General features: G+C 56.1%; 9 protein-coding genes, 1 other RNA gene and 1 pseudogene. 7 read left to right on the top strand and 4 right to left on the bottom strand.

The window, feature by feature from the left end; genetic code table 11:
- Positions 1-305: 305 nt before the first annotated feature.
- The 3 genes from ppsA (at position 306) to G6Q29_RS10375 (ending at position 6698) form a co-directional block, all read left to right on the top strand.
- Entirely contained in the window at positions 306-2684 is a 2379-nt protein-coding gene (gene ppsA / locus G6Q29_RS10385) for a phosphoenolpyruvate synthase (protein ID WP_165465538.1), read from the top strand.
- A gap of 234 nt (positions 2685-2918) precedes the next feature.
- Complete coding sequence (locus G6Q29_RS10380; protein ID WP_165465537.1) at positions 2919-4319, top strand: MFS transporter; 1401 nt, start codon at positions 2919-2921, stop codon at positions 4317-4319.
- Between the two features lie 3 nt (positions 4320-4322).
- On the top strand, positions 4323-6698 hold the full coding sequence (locus tag G6Q29_RS10375; RefSeq protein ID WP_165465536.1) for a glycoside hydrolase family 3 N-terminal domain-containing protein: 2376 nt from the start codon (positions 4323-4325) through the stop codon (positions 6696-6698).
- 5 nt (positions 6699-6703) lie between these two features.
- Here the strand turns inward: G6Q29_RS10375 and rprA are convergent.
- Positions 6704-6811, bottom strand: an RNA gene (gene rprA / locus G6Q29_RS10370) — antisense sRNA RprA.
- 209 nt (positions 6812-7020) lie between these two features.
- Positions 7021-8136: an AI-2E family transporter YdiK gene (gene ydiK, locus G6Q29_RS10365; RefSeq protein WP_165465535.1), complete on the bottom strand. Its 1116-nt coding sequence runs from the start codon at positions 8134-8136 to the stop codon at positions 7021-7023.
- Positions 8137-8335: 199 nt separating this feature from the next.
- Between ydiK and ydiJ the strand changes: the two genes are divergently transcribed.
- The 3 genes from ydiJ to G6Q29_RS10350 all read left to right on the top strand — a co-directional run bounded on the left by ydiJ (position 8336) and on the right by G6Q29_RS10350 (position 12079).
- Positions 8336-11392: a D-2-hydroxyglutarate dehydrogenase YdiJ gene (gene ydiJ / locus G6Q29_RS10360; RefSeq protein WP_165465534.1), complete on the top strand. Its 3057-nt coding sequence runs from the start codon at positions 8336-8338 to the stop codon at positions 11390-11392.
- Positions 11389-11799, top strand: coding sequence for a 1,4-dihydroxy-2-naphthoyl-CoA hydrolase (gene menI, locus G6Q29_RS10355; RefSeq protein ID WP_165465533.1), 411 nt, complete (start codon positions 11389-11391; stop codon positions 11797-11799). Before ydiJ ends, menI begins: the two co-directional genes overlap by 4 nt.
- A gap of 85 nt (positions 11800-11884) precedes the next feature.
- Positions 11885-12079, top strand: a complete 195-nt coding sequence (locus G6Q29_RS10350; RefSeq protein WP_013096972.1) for a YdiH family protein — start codon at positions 11885-11887, stop codon at positions 12077-12079.
- Between the two features lie 46 nt (positions 12080-12125).
- On the opposite strand, the gene G6Q29_RS10345 is transcribed toward G6Q29_RS10350, so the two are convergent.
- Both G6Q29_RS10345 and G6Q29_RS10340 read right to left on the bottom strand, forming a co-directional pair.
- A complete protein-coding gene (locus G6Q29_RS10345) occupies positions 12126-12755 on the bottom strand; it encodes a helix-turn-helix domain-containing protein (RefSeq protein ID WP_165465532.1) in 630 nt (209 codons plus the stop codon).
- A 77-nt stretch (positions 12756-12832) separates the two neighbouring features.
- Positions 12833-13168, bottom strand: a pseudogene (locus G6Q29_RS10340) (helix-turn-helix domain-containing protein); the annotation flags it as partial.
- Positions 13169-13201: 33 nt separating this feature from the next.
- Between G6Q29_RS10340 and G6Q29_RS10335 the strand changes: the two are divergent.
- A complete protein-coding gene (locus tag G6Q29_RS10335; protein ID WP_165465531.1) occupies positions 13202-13714 on the top strand; it encodes a fimbrial protein in 513 nt (170 codons plus the stop codon).
- Positions 13715-13752: the final 38 nt, after the last annotated feature.

Raw genomic sequence — 13752 nt, 5'->3', positions numbered from 1 at the left:
CCTGAAAGCATAAATTAAAAAAGTTAATTTCACAGCAAAGAACTTATCTGAATTTAAAATGAAATGGTGTTTTTGATTTTCCTGAAAAGTGGAGTTCATTTTTCGAATAGCGGCTTTATTTCTATGGTTTTTGCCGGAATCTATAGGAATCATCGGGTTAGCGAGTGCGGGGAAACTGTCCGAAAAGTTGAAAATTTAAATTGCTTACACGATTCACCGTTTTTTTAGCGGAAATAAATATGCCAGTATAAATACGTAGTCAGGTGTTTCTTACTCCGATCAAATATCACAAAAGGATTGTTTCGATGTCCAACAATGGCTCGTCACCGCTGGTGCTTTGGTATAACCAACTCGGCATGAATGATGTAGACAGAGTTGGGGGCAAAAATGCCTCCCTGGGTGAAATGATTACAAATCTGTCCGGTATGGGTGTCTCCGTACCTAACGGGTTTGCCACAACCGCCGATGCGTTTAACCTGTTTTTAGACCAGAGCGGTGTAAACCAGCGCATTTACGACCTGCTGGATAAAACGGATATTGATGATGTCACCGAGCTTGCCAAAGCCGGCGCGCAAATCCGCCAGTGGATTATCGACACACCTTTCCAGCCGGAACTGGAAAAAGCCATCCATGACGCCTACAACCAGCTCTCCGCTGACGACGCGCAGGCCTCCTTTGCCGTGCGCTCTTCCGCTACCGCGGAAGATATGCCGGATGCCTCTTTCGCCGGGCAGCAGGAAACCTTCCTCAACGTCCAGGGTTACGAGGCGGTACTGGTGGCGGTGAAGCATGTATTTGCTTCCCTGTTCAACGACCGCGCCATCTCCTATCGCGTCCATCAGGGCTATGACCACCGCGGCGTCGCGCTCTCTGCGGGCGTTCAGCGCATGGTGCGCTCCGACGTGGGCTCTTCCGGCGTGATGTTCTCTATCGACACTGAATCCGGCTTCGACCAGGTGGTGTTTATCACCTCCGCATGGGGTCTGGGCGAGATGGTGGTGCAGGGGGCGGTGAACCCTGACGAATTCTATGTGCACAAGCCTACGCTCGCGGCTAACCGTCCGGCAGTGGTACGCCGCACCATGGGCTCGAAAAAAATCCGTATGATCTATGCCCCGACCCAGGAGCATGGCAAGCAGGTCACCATTGAAGATGTGCCGCAGGAGCAGCGGGATCGCTTCTCCCTGACCGACGCCGAAGTGGAAGAGCTGGCGAAGCAGGCGGTGCAGATTGAAAAACACTATGGCCGTCCGATGGACATCGAGTGGGCCAAAGACGGACACACCGGCAAGCTGTTTATCGTGCAGGCGCGTCCGGAAACCGTCCGTTCACGCGGTCAGGTCATGGAGCGCTACACCCTGCACGCGCAGGGCAAAATCGTGGCGGAAGGCCGCGCAATCGGCCACCGCATCGGTGCCGGTCCGGTGAAAGTGATCCACGACATCAGCGAGATGAACCGCATTCAGCCCGGCGACGTGCTGGTCACCGACATGACCGACCCGGACTGGGAACCGATCATGAAAAAAGCGGCTGCCATCGTCACCAACCGCGGTGGCCGTACCTGTCACGCGGCAATTATCGCCCGTGAGCTGGGGATCCCGGCGGTGGTCGGCTGCGGTGACGCAACCGAACGCATGAAGGATGACCAGAAGGTTACGGTCTCCTGTGCTGAAGGCGATACCGGTTACGTCTATGCCGATATCCTCGACTTCAGCGTGAAAAGCTCCAGCGTGGATACCATGCCGGACCTGCCGCTGAAGATCATGATGAACGTCGGTAACCCGGACCGCGCGTTTGACTTCGCCTGCCTGCCGAACGAAGGCGTGGGCCTGGCGCGTCTGGAATTCATCATTAACCGAATGATCGGGGTGCACCCGCGTGCGCTGCTGGAGTTCGAGGACCAGGACGCAAAACTGCAAAACGAAATCCGCGAGATGATGAAAGGTTACGACTCGCCGAAAGAGTTTTATGTCGGACGCCTGACGGAAGGGATCGCCACGCTCGGCGCGGCCTTCTACCCGAAACGCGTGATCGTGCGTCTGTCGGACTTTAAGTCCAACGAATACGCCAACCTGGTGGGCGGTGAACGCTACGAGCCGGAAGAAGAGAACCCGATGCTGGGCTTCCGCGGTGCCGGACGTTACGTGTCGGAAAGCTTCCGCGACTGCTTCGCGCTGGAGTGCGAGGCGGTAAAACGCGTGCGCAACGACATGGGGCTGACCAACGTGGAAATCATGATCCCGTTCGTCCGTACCGTGGATCAGGCGAAAGCGGTGGTGGATGAGCTGGCGCGTCAGGGGCTGAAGCGCGGCGAGAACGGGCTGAAAATCATCATGATGTGTGAAATCCCGTCCAACGCCCTCCTGGCCGAGCAGTTCCTTGAGCACTTCGACGGCTTCTCCATTGGCTCGAATGACATGACGCAGCTGGCGCTCGGCCTGGACCGCGACTCCGGCGTCGTCTCTGAACTGTTCGATGAGCGAAACGAGGCGGTGAAGGCGCTGCTCTCCATGGCCATCCGCGCGGCGAAGAAACAGGGTAAATACGTTGGCATTTGCGGCCAGGGTCCTTCTGACCATGAAGACTTTGCGGCCTGGTTGATGGATGAGGGGATTGATAGCCTCTCTCTGAACCCGGACACCGTGGTACAAACCTGGCTGAGCCTGGCAGAGCTGAACAAGTAAAACCGGCATAACCTGAAAAAGGCGAGGATATCTGTCCTCGCCTTTTTTATTTTCCTGCGAATATGCTCACCATCACAAATAAAGCAAAAAACCAAATATCATAATTTATCTGTTAATTTAGACAATTGTTAGCGGGCAGGGCGTTGCTAATACTTGAGCCTTACCGCGTACATCCGTCGGGATGATGCGCGACTGGTTGAAATACGTTTTAACCTGATAAAAAGGCAAATAACAATGACAATCTCCTCTGTATTACGTACCAAAGATAAAATAGGCTATGGCCTCGGCGATATGGCCAGCGCGCTGGTCTGGCAAACGGCAACGTTATTTCTCGCTTATTTCTATACGGACGTATTCGGTTTACCGGCGGCCATTATGGGCACCATGTTTTTAGTGGTGCGCGTTGTCGATGCGTTTGTCGACCCGTGCATTGGTGCGCTGGTGGATCGTACTCAGACGCGCCACGGTCGTTTTCGTCCCTGGCTGCTCTGGTTTGCCATTCCGTTTGGCGTGAGCTGCCTGATTACCTTCTACGTGCCGGATGCCGGGCAGACGGCGAAAATTGTCTATGCCTGCGTAACCTATGCCATCCTGAGCCTGATCTATTCCGCGATCAATGTTCCTTATTGCGCTATGCCTGGCGCGCTGACGCTTGACCCGCGCGAACGCCACTCGCTGCAATCCTGGCGCTTTGGCCTGTCGTTTATCGGCGGGTTGATTGTGACGGTTATCGCGCTGCCGCTGGTCTCATTATTAGGCCAGGGGAATGTGCAAAAAGGCTATTTCTATGCCATGAGCCTGATGGGGCTGCTGGGTATTGTTTTATTCTTCTGCTGCTTCTTTATGACCCGGGAGCGTTACTCGCCGCGCAATGACACCTCCGGCTCGATGCTGACGGATTTAAAACTGCTGGCCGGCAACAGCCAGTGGCGAATTGTTTTTCTGTTTAATATTTTGCTGTTAACCGCCGTCGTGACGCGTGGCTCTGCAACCATGTATTACGTTAACTATGTTCTGTTACGTCCGGAACTGGTTTTTGCCTTTATCGTTTCCGGCATGGTGGCCTCCTTAAGCGGCGCATTATTATCTGAACGCCTGCTGGGGAAATTTGATCGCGTGCGTGCCTATCAGTGGACCATTATTTCTTTCGTTATTTTTGGCGCGCTGATTTTCTTCATTCCTCCTTCGCAGGTGTGGCTGATATTCGGTCTGAATATTGTGTTTAGCTTTATTCAGAACCTGACCACGCCGCTGCAATGGACCATGTTCTCCGATGTGGTGGACTACGAAGAGCACCGTAGCGGCCGCCGTCTGGACGGGCTGGTCTTCTCTACCGCCCTGTTTGCCATCAAGTTTGGGCTGGCGCTGGGCGGGGCAGTGGTCGGTTGGGTGCTTGGCATGGTGGATTACGCTCCCGGTCAGGCAAACCAGGCGCCTCAGGTTCTCGCAACCATCAATGCCCTGTTCACCCTGATCCCCTGCGCGCTGTTCCTCTGCATGGTGGCGCTCCTTGCCATTTACAAACTTAATAGCCGGCTGGTGGACAGCATCGCCCGCGAGCTGGCCAGCAAACGCGATAGTCGAAACGATGCGGGGCAGCTCAGCCCGGCAACCCAATCCGCACTACAGGAGTAAACCATGACTGCGATCTACAAGGACGCGGGACGTCCCGTACACGAGCGTGTCGCTGATTTACTGGCGCGTATGACGCCGGAAGAGAAATTTGCCCAGATGCACGCGTACTGGCTGATCCTCGATGAACACGGCAACCACCGCGAGCGCAGCGATCTGAGCGATGAATTCGCTGGCGTGAGCGAACAGGCGTCCCTCAGCGAAAGGCTGAAGCTCGGCGTCGGGCAGATCACCCGTCCGCTCGGCACGCACATTGTTAATGCAAAAACCGGCGTGCGTGCCGCCAACCGCCTGCAACGCATGATGATGGAGGAGACCCGGCTCGGCATTCCGGCGCTGTTTCATGAGGAGTGTCTGGTGGGGCTGCTGTGCAAAGATGCAACCCTGTTCCCGTCGTCGCTGAACTACGGTTCCACCTGGGACCCGGCGCTGGTACAGCGCGCGGCGGAGCAGATCGGCAAAGAGGCCCGGTCTGTCGGGTGCCAGCAGGGGCTGGCACCGGTGCTGGATGTCTCGCGTGATGTGCGCTGGGGACGGACGGAAGAGACCTTTGGGGAAGATCCGTGGCTGGTAGGGGTGATGGCGACGGCGTACGTAAAGGGGTTGCAGGGCGATAAGCGCGATCTGCTGGCGACGTTGAAACACTACGTCGGCCACTCCTTCAGCGAAGGGGCGCGCAACCATGCGCCGGTCCATCTCGGTTTCAGCGAGCTCAACGATACCTTCCTGCTGCCGTTTGAGATGGCGGTGAAGCTGGCCAACGCCGGTTCGGTGATGCCAGCCTATCATGACATTGATAATCAGCCAGGGCACAGCGACCATTTCCTGCTCACGACCGTGCTGCGTGAACAGTGGGGCTTCGACGGCATTATCGTGGCGGATTACGGCGGCGTCAGCCTGCTGCACCAGCACCATGGCATTTCTCACGATCCAGCGGAGTCGGCGGCGCTGGCGTTTAACGCCGGGCTGGACGTGGAATTGCCGAAGGATGACTGCGCGCGTCATCTGGCGGAAGCGGTAGAGCGTGGTCTTATCTCAATGGCGAAAGTGGATGAGATTGTGGCGCGCGTGCTGAATGAAAAATTCCGTCTCGGGCTGTTTGAAAAACCGTACGCCGACGAAGACGGTATCGATTTGCAGAATGACTCGACCCGACAGGTGGCACGCGAGGTGGCAACAAAATCGATCACGCTGCTGGAAAATAACGGCATTTTGCCCCTCGGCGGAAAACCCCGTGTAGCGGTAGTGGGGCCGACGGCGGACGATCCGCTGGCGCTGCTGAGCGGCTACAGCTTCCCGGTTCACCTCATCATCAGCGATATGGTTGAAGAGACCTCGCAGGTGACCACCCCGCGCGCGGCGCTGGAGCAGTATCTTGGCACATCGCAGATACGTTACGCCAAAGGGTGCCACATTATCGAAAAACGGATGGCGGGCGCGCCGGTGTTCCCGGGCGACAGCGGCGGTAAACCGATGCAGCAGTCGCCGGTTTCACAACGCACGGACCTGATCCCCGAAGCCGTGAGTGCGGCAAAAGAGAGCGACGTCGTGGTGGCCTGCGTGGGCGACCTCGCCGGGCTTTTCCAGAGCGGCACCGTGGGGGAAGGCTCGGATACCGATTCGCTAAATCTGCCGGGCGTGCAGCAACAGCTGCTGGAGGCGCTGGTGGCAACCGGTAAGCCGGTGATAGTTGTCCTCACGGGTGGGCGACCTTATAACCTTCAGGGGCTGGAAGATAAGGTGGCCGCGCTGATGATGGCCTGGGCGCCGGGGCAGGAAGGGGGCTGGGCGATTGCCGATGTCTTAACCGGCCGCGCGGAGCCGCAGGGCAGGCTGGTCGTGAGCGTGCCGAAAAGCGCCGGGGCGATGCCGTACTACTACAACCACAAGCTGAAAAGCGGGGGCACGCCGTTTGCGTTCCATTTTGGCGCGCTTTACCCATTCGGTTACGGTCTCGGCTGGACGCAGTTTAGCTGGGGAGCGGTACGCCTGGCTGAAAGCCGCGTACCGGTCAGCGGAGAGGTGGTGCTAAGCGTCGATGTCACCAACACAGGGGAGCGCAGCGGCAGTGAAGTGGTACAGGTATACGTGCGTGACAGGGTTGCCACGCAGGTGCGTCCGCTTCAGGAGCTGAAAGCGTTCCAGCGCGTTACGCTTTCACCGGGAGAAACCGCCTCGCTAACCTTTACCCTGCCGGTGGATATGTTCAATTTTACGCGCCGGGATGGGAAGCGAATTGTCGAGCCAGGGGAATTTGAGCTACAGGTTGGGGCTTCCTCGGCGGATATTCGCGAAGCGGTGAACGTGCTGGTAACCGGGGAGTCGCAGGTGCTGACGAAGGAATGGCGGATGCTTAGTCGGTGTGACATTACACGGGCGTAAAAAGGATAAAAAAAAGCCCATCGTGGGAGATGGGCAAAGACTACACACAGCAATTCGTTGTTTCACTCAGGGGATTTCCATGCTTATAAATCAAGGTGTTGATTTATAACCGTGTCTTAATAGTAGGCATGCCAACATTTTGAGTCGATCGGATTCGTCTCAATAGTTAAAGGGAGGTAAAGATTTCTTGAGCAAAATGACGGTTTTAGGCATGTAAAGGCGGGTCTGACCAGTGCGCAGAGAATAAATAGTTTAGCAACGTTTAAGTATTCATGTTGAGAGTGTAGGCCGGGTAAGCGTTAATCCCACCCGGCATACGTTTTTATTTCGCGTTCTTATCTTCCAGCTCTTCAAGTTCACTTAAGATGACGTCTGGATCGGTCCCCGGCGGCGGTACTTCATGCACCCAGGCGGAGAAGAGACGCCAGGTTACCGCAAGCAGCACCGGACCGATGAACAGACCAATCATGCCGAAGGCAATTAACCCACCGATGACCCCGGACAGGATCAGAATCAGCGGCAGGTCAGCGCCCATGCGGATGAGGAGGGGACGGATCACGTTATCCATGGTGCCCACCACGCAACTCCAGACCAGCAGCACCGTGCCCCAGGTCGTATCGCCCGTCCAGTAGAGCCAGATGATGCAGGGAACCAACACCAGCAGTGGACCGAGCTGTGCCAGACAGGTCATTAACATGATGACGGTAAAAATGGTGGCATACGGCACGCCGGAAATCGCCAGGCCGATACCGCCGAGCACCGCCTGTACCAGCGCGGTGACCACCACGCCGAGCGCCACCGCTCGCACGGCCTGGGCTGCCAGCAGCACGGCTGCGTCGCCGCGCTTACCTGCCAGGCGGGTGGCGAAATGACGTACCCCCAGCGCAACCTGTTCGCCGCGCCAGTACAGCAGGGCGCTGAAGACCAGCATCAACGTACAGTGCATCATGAAGCGACCGATGTGCGCAGCCTGCCCCACAAACCAGGTGGTCGTAGTGCCGATATACGGACGCACTTTGGCCATCAGGGCGCTACCGCCCATCTCCAGCAGACTGTGCCAGCCGCTGTACAGTTTGGCACCTACAACAGGAATGCTGTTCAGCCACGCGAGATCGGGCAGCGTCATGTCACCGCTGGTGACCGCGCGAATAACCGGGCCGCTGCTGTCAACCAGGCTGTTGACCAGCAGTGCAATGGGAATAATAAACAGCAGGAACAACAGCAGCGTCATCACCAGCACGGCCAGACCGCGGCGACCAAACAGCAGCTTCTGCAAACGTAAGAGTAAAGGCCAGGTAGCGACGACGACGGTCGCGGCCCAGGCAAATCCGAGCACGAAAGGGCGAACAATCCACAGACACGCAATAATCATAATGGCTAAGAACAGCACCGACAGCAGTATCTGCGCGACATCCCTGGGCTGACGAAGATTGACCATAAACAAAACTTTCCTTAAATGAACACCAGCAAGGCTGATGGGAATATAAACCGCATCTCTCTAATCATTAGTGATTTCAGCGATTTTTGACAGGCAGATTTTGCCCGCAATTCTACGAAGCACATAAGAAAAAAATGTGATAAAACTTTCCAGACACAACGCAAACGATTTCACACTATTCTCATTAGGGTCGACAACAATGATCCCACAGATTTCTCAGGCACCGGGCGTCGTTCAGCTGGTGCTTAATTTTTTGCAGGCACTGGAGCAACAGGGTTTTACAGGTGACACCGCCACCGATTATGCCGACAGGCTAACGATGGCGACCGATAACAGTATTTACCAGCTTCTTCCCGATGCCGTCGTTTTCCCGCGCTCTACCGCCGATGTGGCGCTCATCGCTCGTCTGGCGTCGCAGGAGCGTTTCAGCTCCCTGGTCTTTACCCCGCGCGGCGGCGGGACGGGCACCAACGGGCAGGCGCTGAACCAGGGCATCATCATTGATATGTCCCGCTATATGAACCGCATCATTGAGATCAACCCGGAAGAGGGGTGGGTGCGTGTGGAAGCGGGGGTGATCAAAGATCGGCTGAATCAGTTTTTGAAACCTTACGGCTATTTTTTTGCGCCGGAGCTTTCTACCAGTAACCGCGCGACCATTGGCGGGATGATCAACACCGATGCCTCGGGGCAGGGATCATTGGTCTACGGCAAAACCTCCGATCACGTCATGGGTGTGCGGGCGGTGCTGCTGGGGGGCGATATTCTTGATACCCAACCGATGTCGGTCGAACTGGCTGAGACGCTGGCAAAAGAGAGCACCACCAGCGGACGGATTTATCGTACCGTGCTGGAGCGGTGCCGCGAAAATCGCGAACTGATCCTCGACAAATTCCCGAAGCTCAACCGCTTCCTGACGGGCTACGATCTGCGCCATGTTTTTAATGAGGATTTGAGCCAGTTCGATCTGACCCGCGTACTGACCGGGTCAGAAGGGACGCTGGCCTTCATCACCGAGGCGCGTCTGGATATCACCCGGTTGCCAAAGGTGCGCCGTCTGGTGAACGTCAAATACAACTCCTTTGACTCCGCGCTGCGTAATGCACCGTTCATGGTGGAGGCGCGTGCGCTGTCGGTGGAAACCGTCGATTCAAAAGTCCTGAACCTGGCCCGGGAGGATATCGTCTGGCATTCGGTGAGCGAACTGATTACCGACGTGCCGGATAAAGAGATGCTCGGCCTGAACATCGTCGAATTCGCCGGGGATGACGCAGAGCTGATTGAGAGCCAGGTGAGCACGCTCTGCCAGCGTCTGGACGAGCTGATTGCGCAGGGAGAAGGCGGCGTCATTGGCTGGCAGCTGTGTAACGATCTCTCCGGCATCGAGCGAATCTACGCGATGCGTAAAAAAGCGGTGGGGCTGCTCGGCAACGCGAAAGGGGCGGCGAAGCCGATTCCATTTGCGGAAGATACCTGCGTGCCGCCGGAACATCTTGCCGATTATATTGTGGAGTTTCGTGCGCTTCTCGACAGCCATGGTCTGAGCTATGGCATGTTCGGGCACGTCGACGCGGGTGTGCTGCACGTGCGCCCGGCGCTGGACATGTGCGATCCGCAGCAGGAGATCCTGATGAAGGCGATCTCCGACGAGGTCGTGGCCCTCACGGCCAAATACGGCGGCTTGCTATGGGGTGAGCACGGAAAAGGATTCCGCGCCGAGTACAGCCCGGCGTTTTTTGGCGAACAACTTTACGCCGAGCTGCGTAAGGTGAAAGCCGCGTTTGATCCCGATAACCGCCTTAACCCGGGAAAAATCTGTCCGCCGGATGGCGTTGATGCGCCGATGTTGAAGGTGGACGCCGTTAAGCGCGGCACCTATGACCGACAAATTCCGATTGCGGTACGCGCTTCCTGGCGCGGCGCGATGGAGTGCAACGGCAACGGGCTGTGCTTCAACTTCGATGTGAAAAGCCCAATGTGTCCGTCGATGAAAATCACCAGTAACCGTATCCACTCCCCGAAAGGGCGTGCCACGCTGGTGCGCGAATGGCTGCGCCTGCTGGCTGACCGCGGCATTGACCCGCTCAAGCTGGAACAGGAGCTGCCGGAAAAACGCGCCAGCCTGCGCGGGCTTATCGAACGCACCCGCAACAGCTGGCATGCGAATAAAGGCGAATACGATTTCTCGCATGAGGTGAAAGAGGCGATGTCCGGCTGCCTGGCGTGCAAGGCGTGTTCTACCCAGTGCCCGATTAAAATTGACGTACCGGAATTCCGTTCCCGCTTCCTCCAGCTGTACCACACGCGCTATCTGCGCCCGATGCGCGATCATCTGGTGGCGACGGTGGAGAGTTACGCGCCGCTGATGGCCCGTGCGCCAAAAACCTTTAACTTCTTTATCAATCAGCCGCTGGTGCGCAAACTGTCTGAAAAACATATCGGCATGGTGGATCTGCCGCTGCTGTCGGTGCCATCGCTCCAGCGTCGGCTGGTGGGGCATCGCTCGGCGAATATGACCCTGGAACAACTGGAAGCACTAAGTCCCGATCGGAAAGCGAAGGTGGTGCTGGTGGTGCAGGATCCCTTTACCAGTTATTACGATGCGCAGGTGGTGGCTGATTTTGTCCGACTGGCCGAGAAAATCGGCTACCAGCCGGTGGTGCTGCCGTTCTCGCCCAACGGCAAGGCGCAGCACATTAAAGGCTTCCTGACCCGCTTTGCGAAAACCGCGCAGAAAACGTCGGATTTCCTGAATCGCGTGGCGCAGCTCGGTATGCCGATGGTGGGCGTCGATCCGGCGCTGGTGCTCTGCTATCGCGATGAGTATAAGCAGACGCTCGGCGATAAGCGCGGTGATTTTCAGGTCTTACTGGTGCACGAGTGGCTCCCTGCGGTACTGACGCAAACGGCCTCTCAGGAGGTCAGCGGAGAATCCTGGTATCTGTTTGGGCACTGCACCGAAGTGACGGCGCTGCCGACGGCGCCAGCCCAGTGGGCTTCTATCTTCGCCCGGTTTGGCGCGAAGCTGGAAAGCGTCAACGTGGGCTGCTGCGGTATGGCCGGAACCTACGGCCATGAAGTCAAAAACCACGCTAATTCGCTCGGCATTTACGAGCTGTCGTGGCATCAGGCAATGCAGCACCTGCCACGCAACCGCTGTCTGGCGACGGGCTACTCCTGCCGCAGCCAGGTGAAACGGGTGGAAGGTAACGGCGTCCGCCATCCATTGCAGGCTTTACTGGAGATTATCGGATGATCTGGAAACGTACGGTTACCCTGGAGGCCTTAAATGCCATGGGCGCGGAGAACATGGTCGGTTTGCTGGACATCCAGTTCACGCGTATTGGCGATGATGAACTGGAAGCGACGATGCCGGTAGACAGCCGGACTCATCAACCGTTTGGCCTGTTACACGGCGGTGCGTCCGTCGTGCTGGCCGAAACGCTGGGGTCAGTGGCGGGCTATCTCTGTACGGAAGGAGAGCAGAAGGTGGTGGGTCTGGAGGTCAATGCCAACCACATCCGCTCCGTTCGCAGCGGGCGCGTGCGCGGCGTTTGCCGCGCACTGCATGCAGGAAGCCGTCATCAGGTGTGGCAAATTGATATTCTGGACGAACAGGATCGCCTGTGTTGTTCTTCCAGGCTGACGACGGCCGTTGTGTAAAGTTTCCAGATGTCTTGTTTTTGGTCAAAAATTAGCCGTTCGATTGTGATATACTGGTCACGTTTTGAACATAAGCGAGGACATCATGGATACTGAAATAACCCCAACACAGCTGGCAATTGAATATTTACGTCGCGATAACAGCAATCTGTCTCCCGCACAGTACCTGAAAAAGCTGAAACAGCTTGAACTGGAATTTACGGATTTGCTGGCGCTCTCTTCAAACGAACTGAAAGAAGAGATCTACTTTGCCTGGCGGTTGGGCGTTCACGTCCATTAAGCAGTGAAGAAAAGGCCGCAAGCGCGGCCTTTTTTGTGTCTGACTTTCAGTATTTGGCAGGCAGTTTGTTTATTTTAATGAGCCGGCCTTCTTCCATTTCGATGAACCCGCCTGTTTTCAGGTCAGCCAGTATCCGCATTACACCGCTGCGGGAAAGCTGAGTTTTATCCCTGATGTACCTTTCCGCCGTCACGCTGCGTCGGTAGCTGTCATCTTCCTGCATCAGCAGCACGAGCTGATGACGAATCATCTCGTATGCAGTAGGCGCGCCTTTCGGCATAACGTTGTGATAGAGGCGGTTGTAAACAAACATCAGATGTCTGGAAAGCACCCCCCACAACGCTTCCTCTTTAATAATTTCAGACACCCGATCGGTCGTGAGCACACCGATCAGGCAAGGCGTCACCGTTCTGAGATAATCGGTAAAATAAATATCCGTCAGATTAGCGAGGCCAAACAGGGCGGGGCTGCGTGCTGTCGAAAGCATCATGTCGTTGCTTCTTCTGTATATGGCGACCGTGCCCTCAAGAATTAAATAACACATGCTCTGCCCGTTCACCTGGAGATCAAGTCGCTCGCCGCGATCGGTTTTGTGCGTGGTGCAGTGCGGCTGTAAATGAGAAATCAGTTCCTGAGCATAGGGAGAGCCGCGATGCGATGGTTTGTCAGAAGACATAGCGTTAACCTGGAAAGAGATATTACTTTCTATAGTGTCGCTCTTCTTTTCCACCTTCTCCAGAGTTAAATACAGGCTCAGTACTTACGGGGTAAATGATGGATATCTACCAGCACGCCGCGCTCCATGGTGATGTATTTTCCCGTCCGTAACTCCGCGAGGATCCGCATAATGCCGCTGCGTGAAAGATAGGTACGGCTTTTGATGTAGGCTGCGGCGGTAATGTTTTGTCTTATGGCTTCCGGCTCCTGCATCAGCTCGACCAGCTGAAAGCGGATAATGTCATAAGCCGACATTTGCGATATCTGGGCGCAATGTTCGTAGACGCGCGATGCGGTATAGATCAGCAGGTGTGAAAAGTGCTCCCATAAATTCTGTTTTGCGACAACACGGTTAAAACACGCCAGCGCCACCCTTAATTTGACCTATCAGTAGCAGCTACGAAGATGAAAATAATATACGGGACACTGCTGTTACTGGCTTTACTCAGCGGGAAGGCTTTCTCCGCTGATAGCATCAGCATCGGTGTGAGGGGAAATATCGTGGCGTCGCCGTGCATATTTAATGGCGGTAGTAACCGCCTTGATGTCAACCTGGGCAATATTCAGGCAACCAATATGGCAACGCCGGGCGCAACATCGGATCCGGTGCCTTTCAGTCTGCTGTTTACTCAATGCCCAACCGGAACGCAGAGTGTGACCGTCGCTTTCACCGGCAGCCCCGATCCCGAGGCGGGTGCGGACTATTTTATGAACAGCGGTTCGGCCACACATGTGGCGATAGCCATGCGCGATGCCCAAACCGGTGCGCTTAAAGGAACAGGCTCCAGCATGACCCAGATCCTTGCCGCGGACAGAACCGCGACATTACCTATGCTGGCCTCGGTAAAATCCATGACGGGGGGCGCCACGCCGGGAAGCATCAGTGCGGTTGTGGTAATGACGATGCAGTACAACTGAATGCCGGTGATAAGCGTTTATTAAAGACGTTGGTGTAA

This window comes from Enterobacter cloacae (assembly GCF_011078175.1).
In the GTDB taxonomy this organism is placed as follows: Bacteria; Pseudomonadota; Gammaproteobacteria; order Enterobacterales; family Enterobacteriaceae; genus Enterobacter; species Enterobacter cloacae_Q.
The sequence above is the reverse complement of the archived record's forward strand: the minus strand, read 5'-3'. Positions and strand labels throughout refer to the sequence as shown.

Coding starts and splice junctions, on each gene's coding strand:
- ppsA (WP_165465538.1), top strand. CDS start 306: ATGTCCAACAATGGCTCGTCACCGCTGGTGCTTTGGTATAACCAACTC.
- G6Q29_RS10380 (WP_165465537.1), top strand. CDS start 2,919: ATGACAATCTCCTCTGTATTACGTACCAAAGATAAAATAGGCTATGGC.
- G6Q29_RS10375 (WP_165465536.1), top strand. CDS start 4,323: ATGACTGCGATCTACAAGGACGCGGGACGTCCCGTACACGAGCGTGTC.
- ydiK (WP_165465535.1), bottom strand. CDS start 8,136: ATGGTCAATCTTCGTCAGCCCAGGGATGTCGCGCAGATACTGCTGTCG.
- ydiJ (WP_165465534.1), top strand. CDS start 8,336: ATGATCCCACAGATTTCTCAGGCACCGGGCGTCGTTCAGCTGGTGCTT.
- menI (WP_165465533.1), top strand. CDS start 11,389: ATGATCTGGAAACGTACGGTTACCCTGGAGGCCTTAAATGCCATGGGC.
- G6Q29_RS10350 (WP_013096972.1), top strand. CDS start 11,885: ATGGATACTGAAATAACCCCAACACAGCTGGCAATTGAATATTTACGT.
- G6Q29_RS10345 (WP_165465532.1), bottom strand. CDS start 12,755: ATGTCTTCTGACAAACCATCGCATCGCGGCTCTCCCTATGCTCAGGAA.
- G6Q29_RS10335 (WP_165465531.1), top strand. CDS start 13,202: ATGAAAATAATATACGGGACACTGCTGTTACTGGCTTTACTCAGCGGG.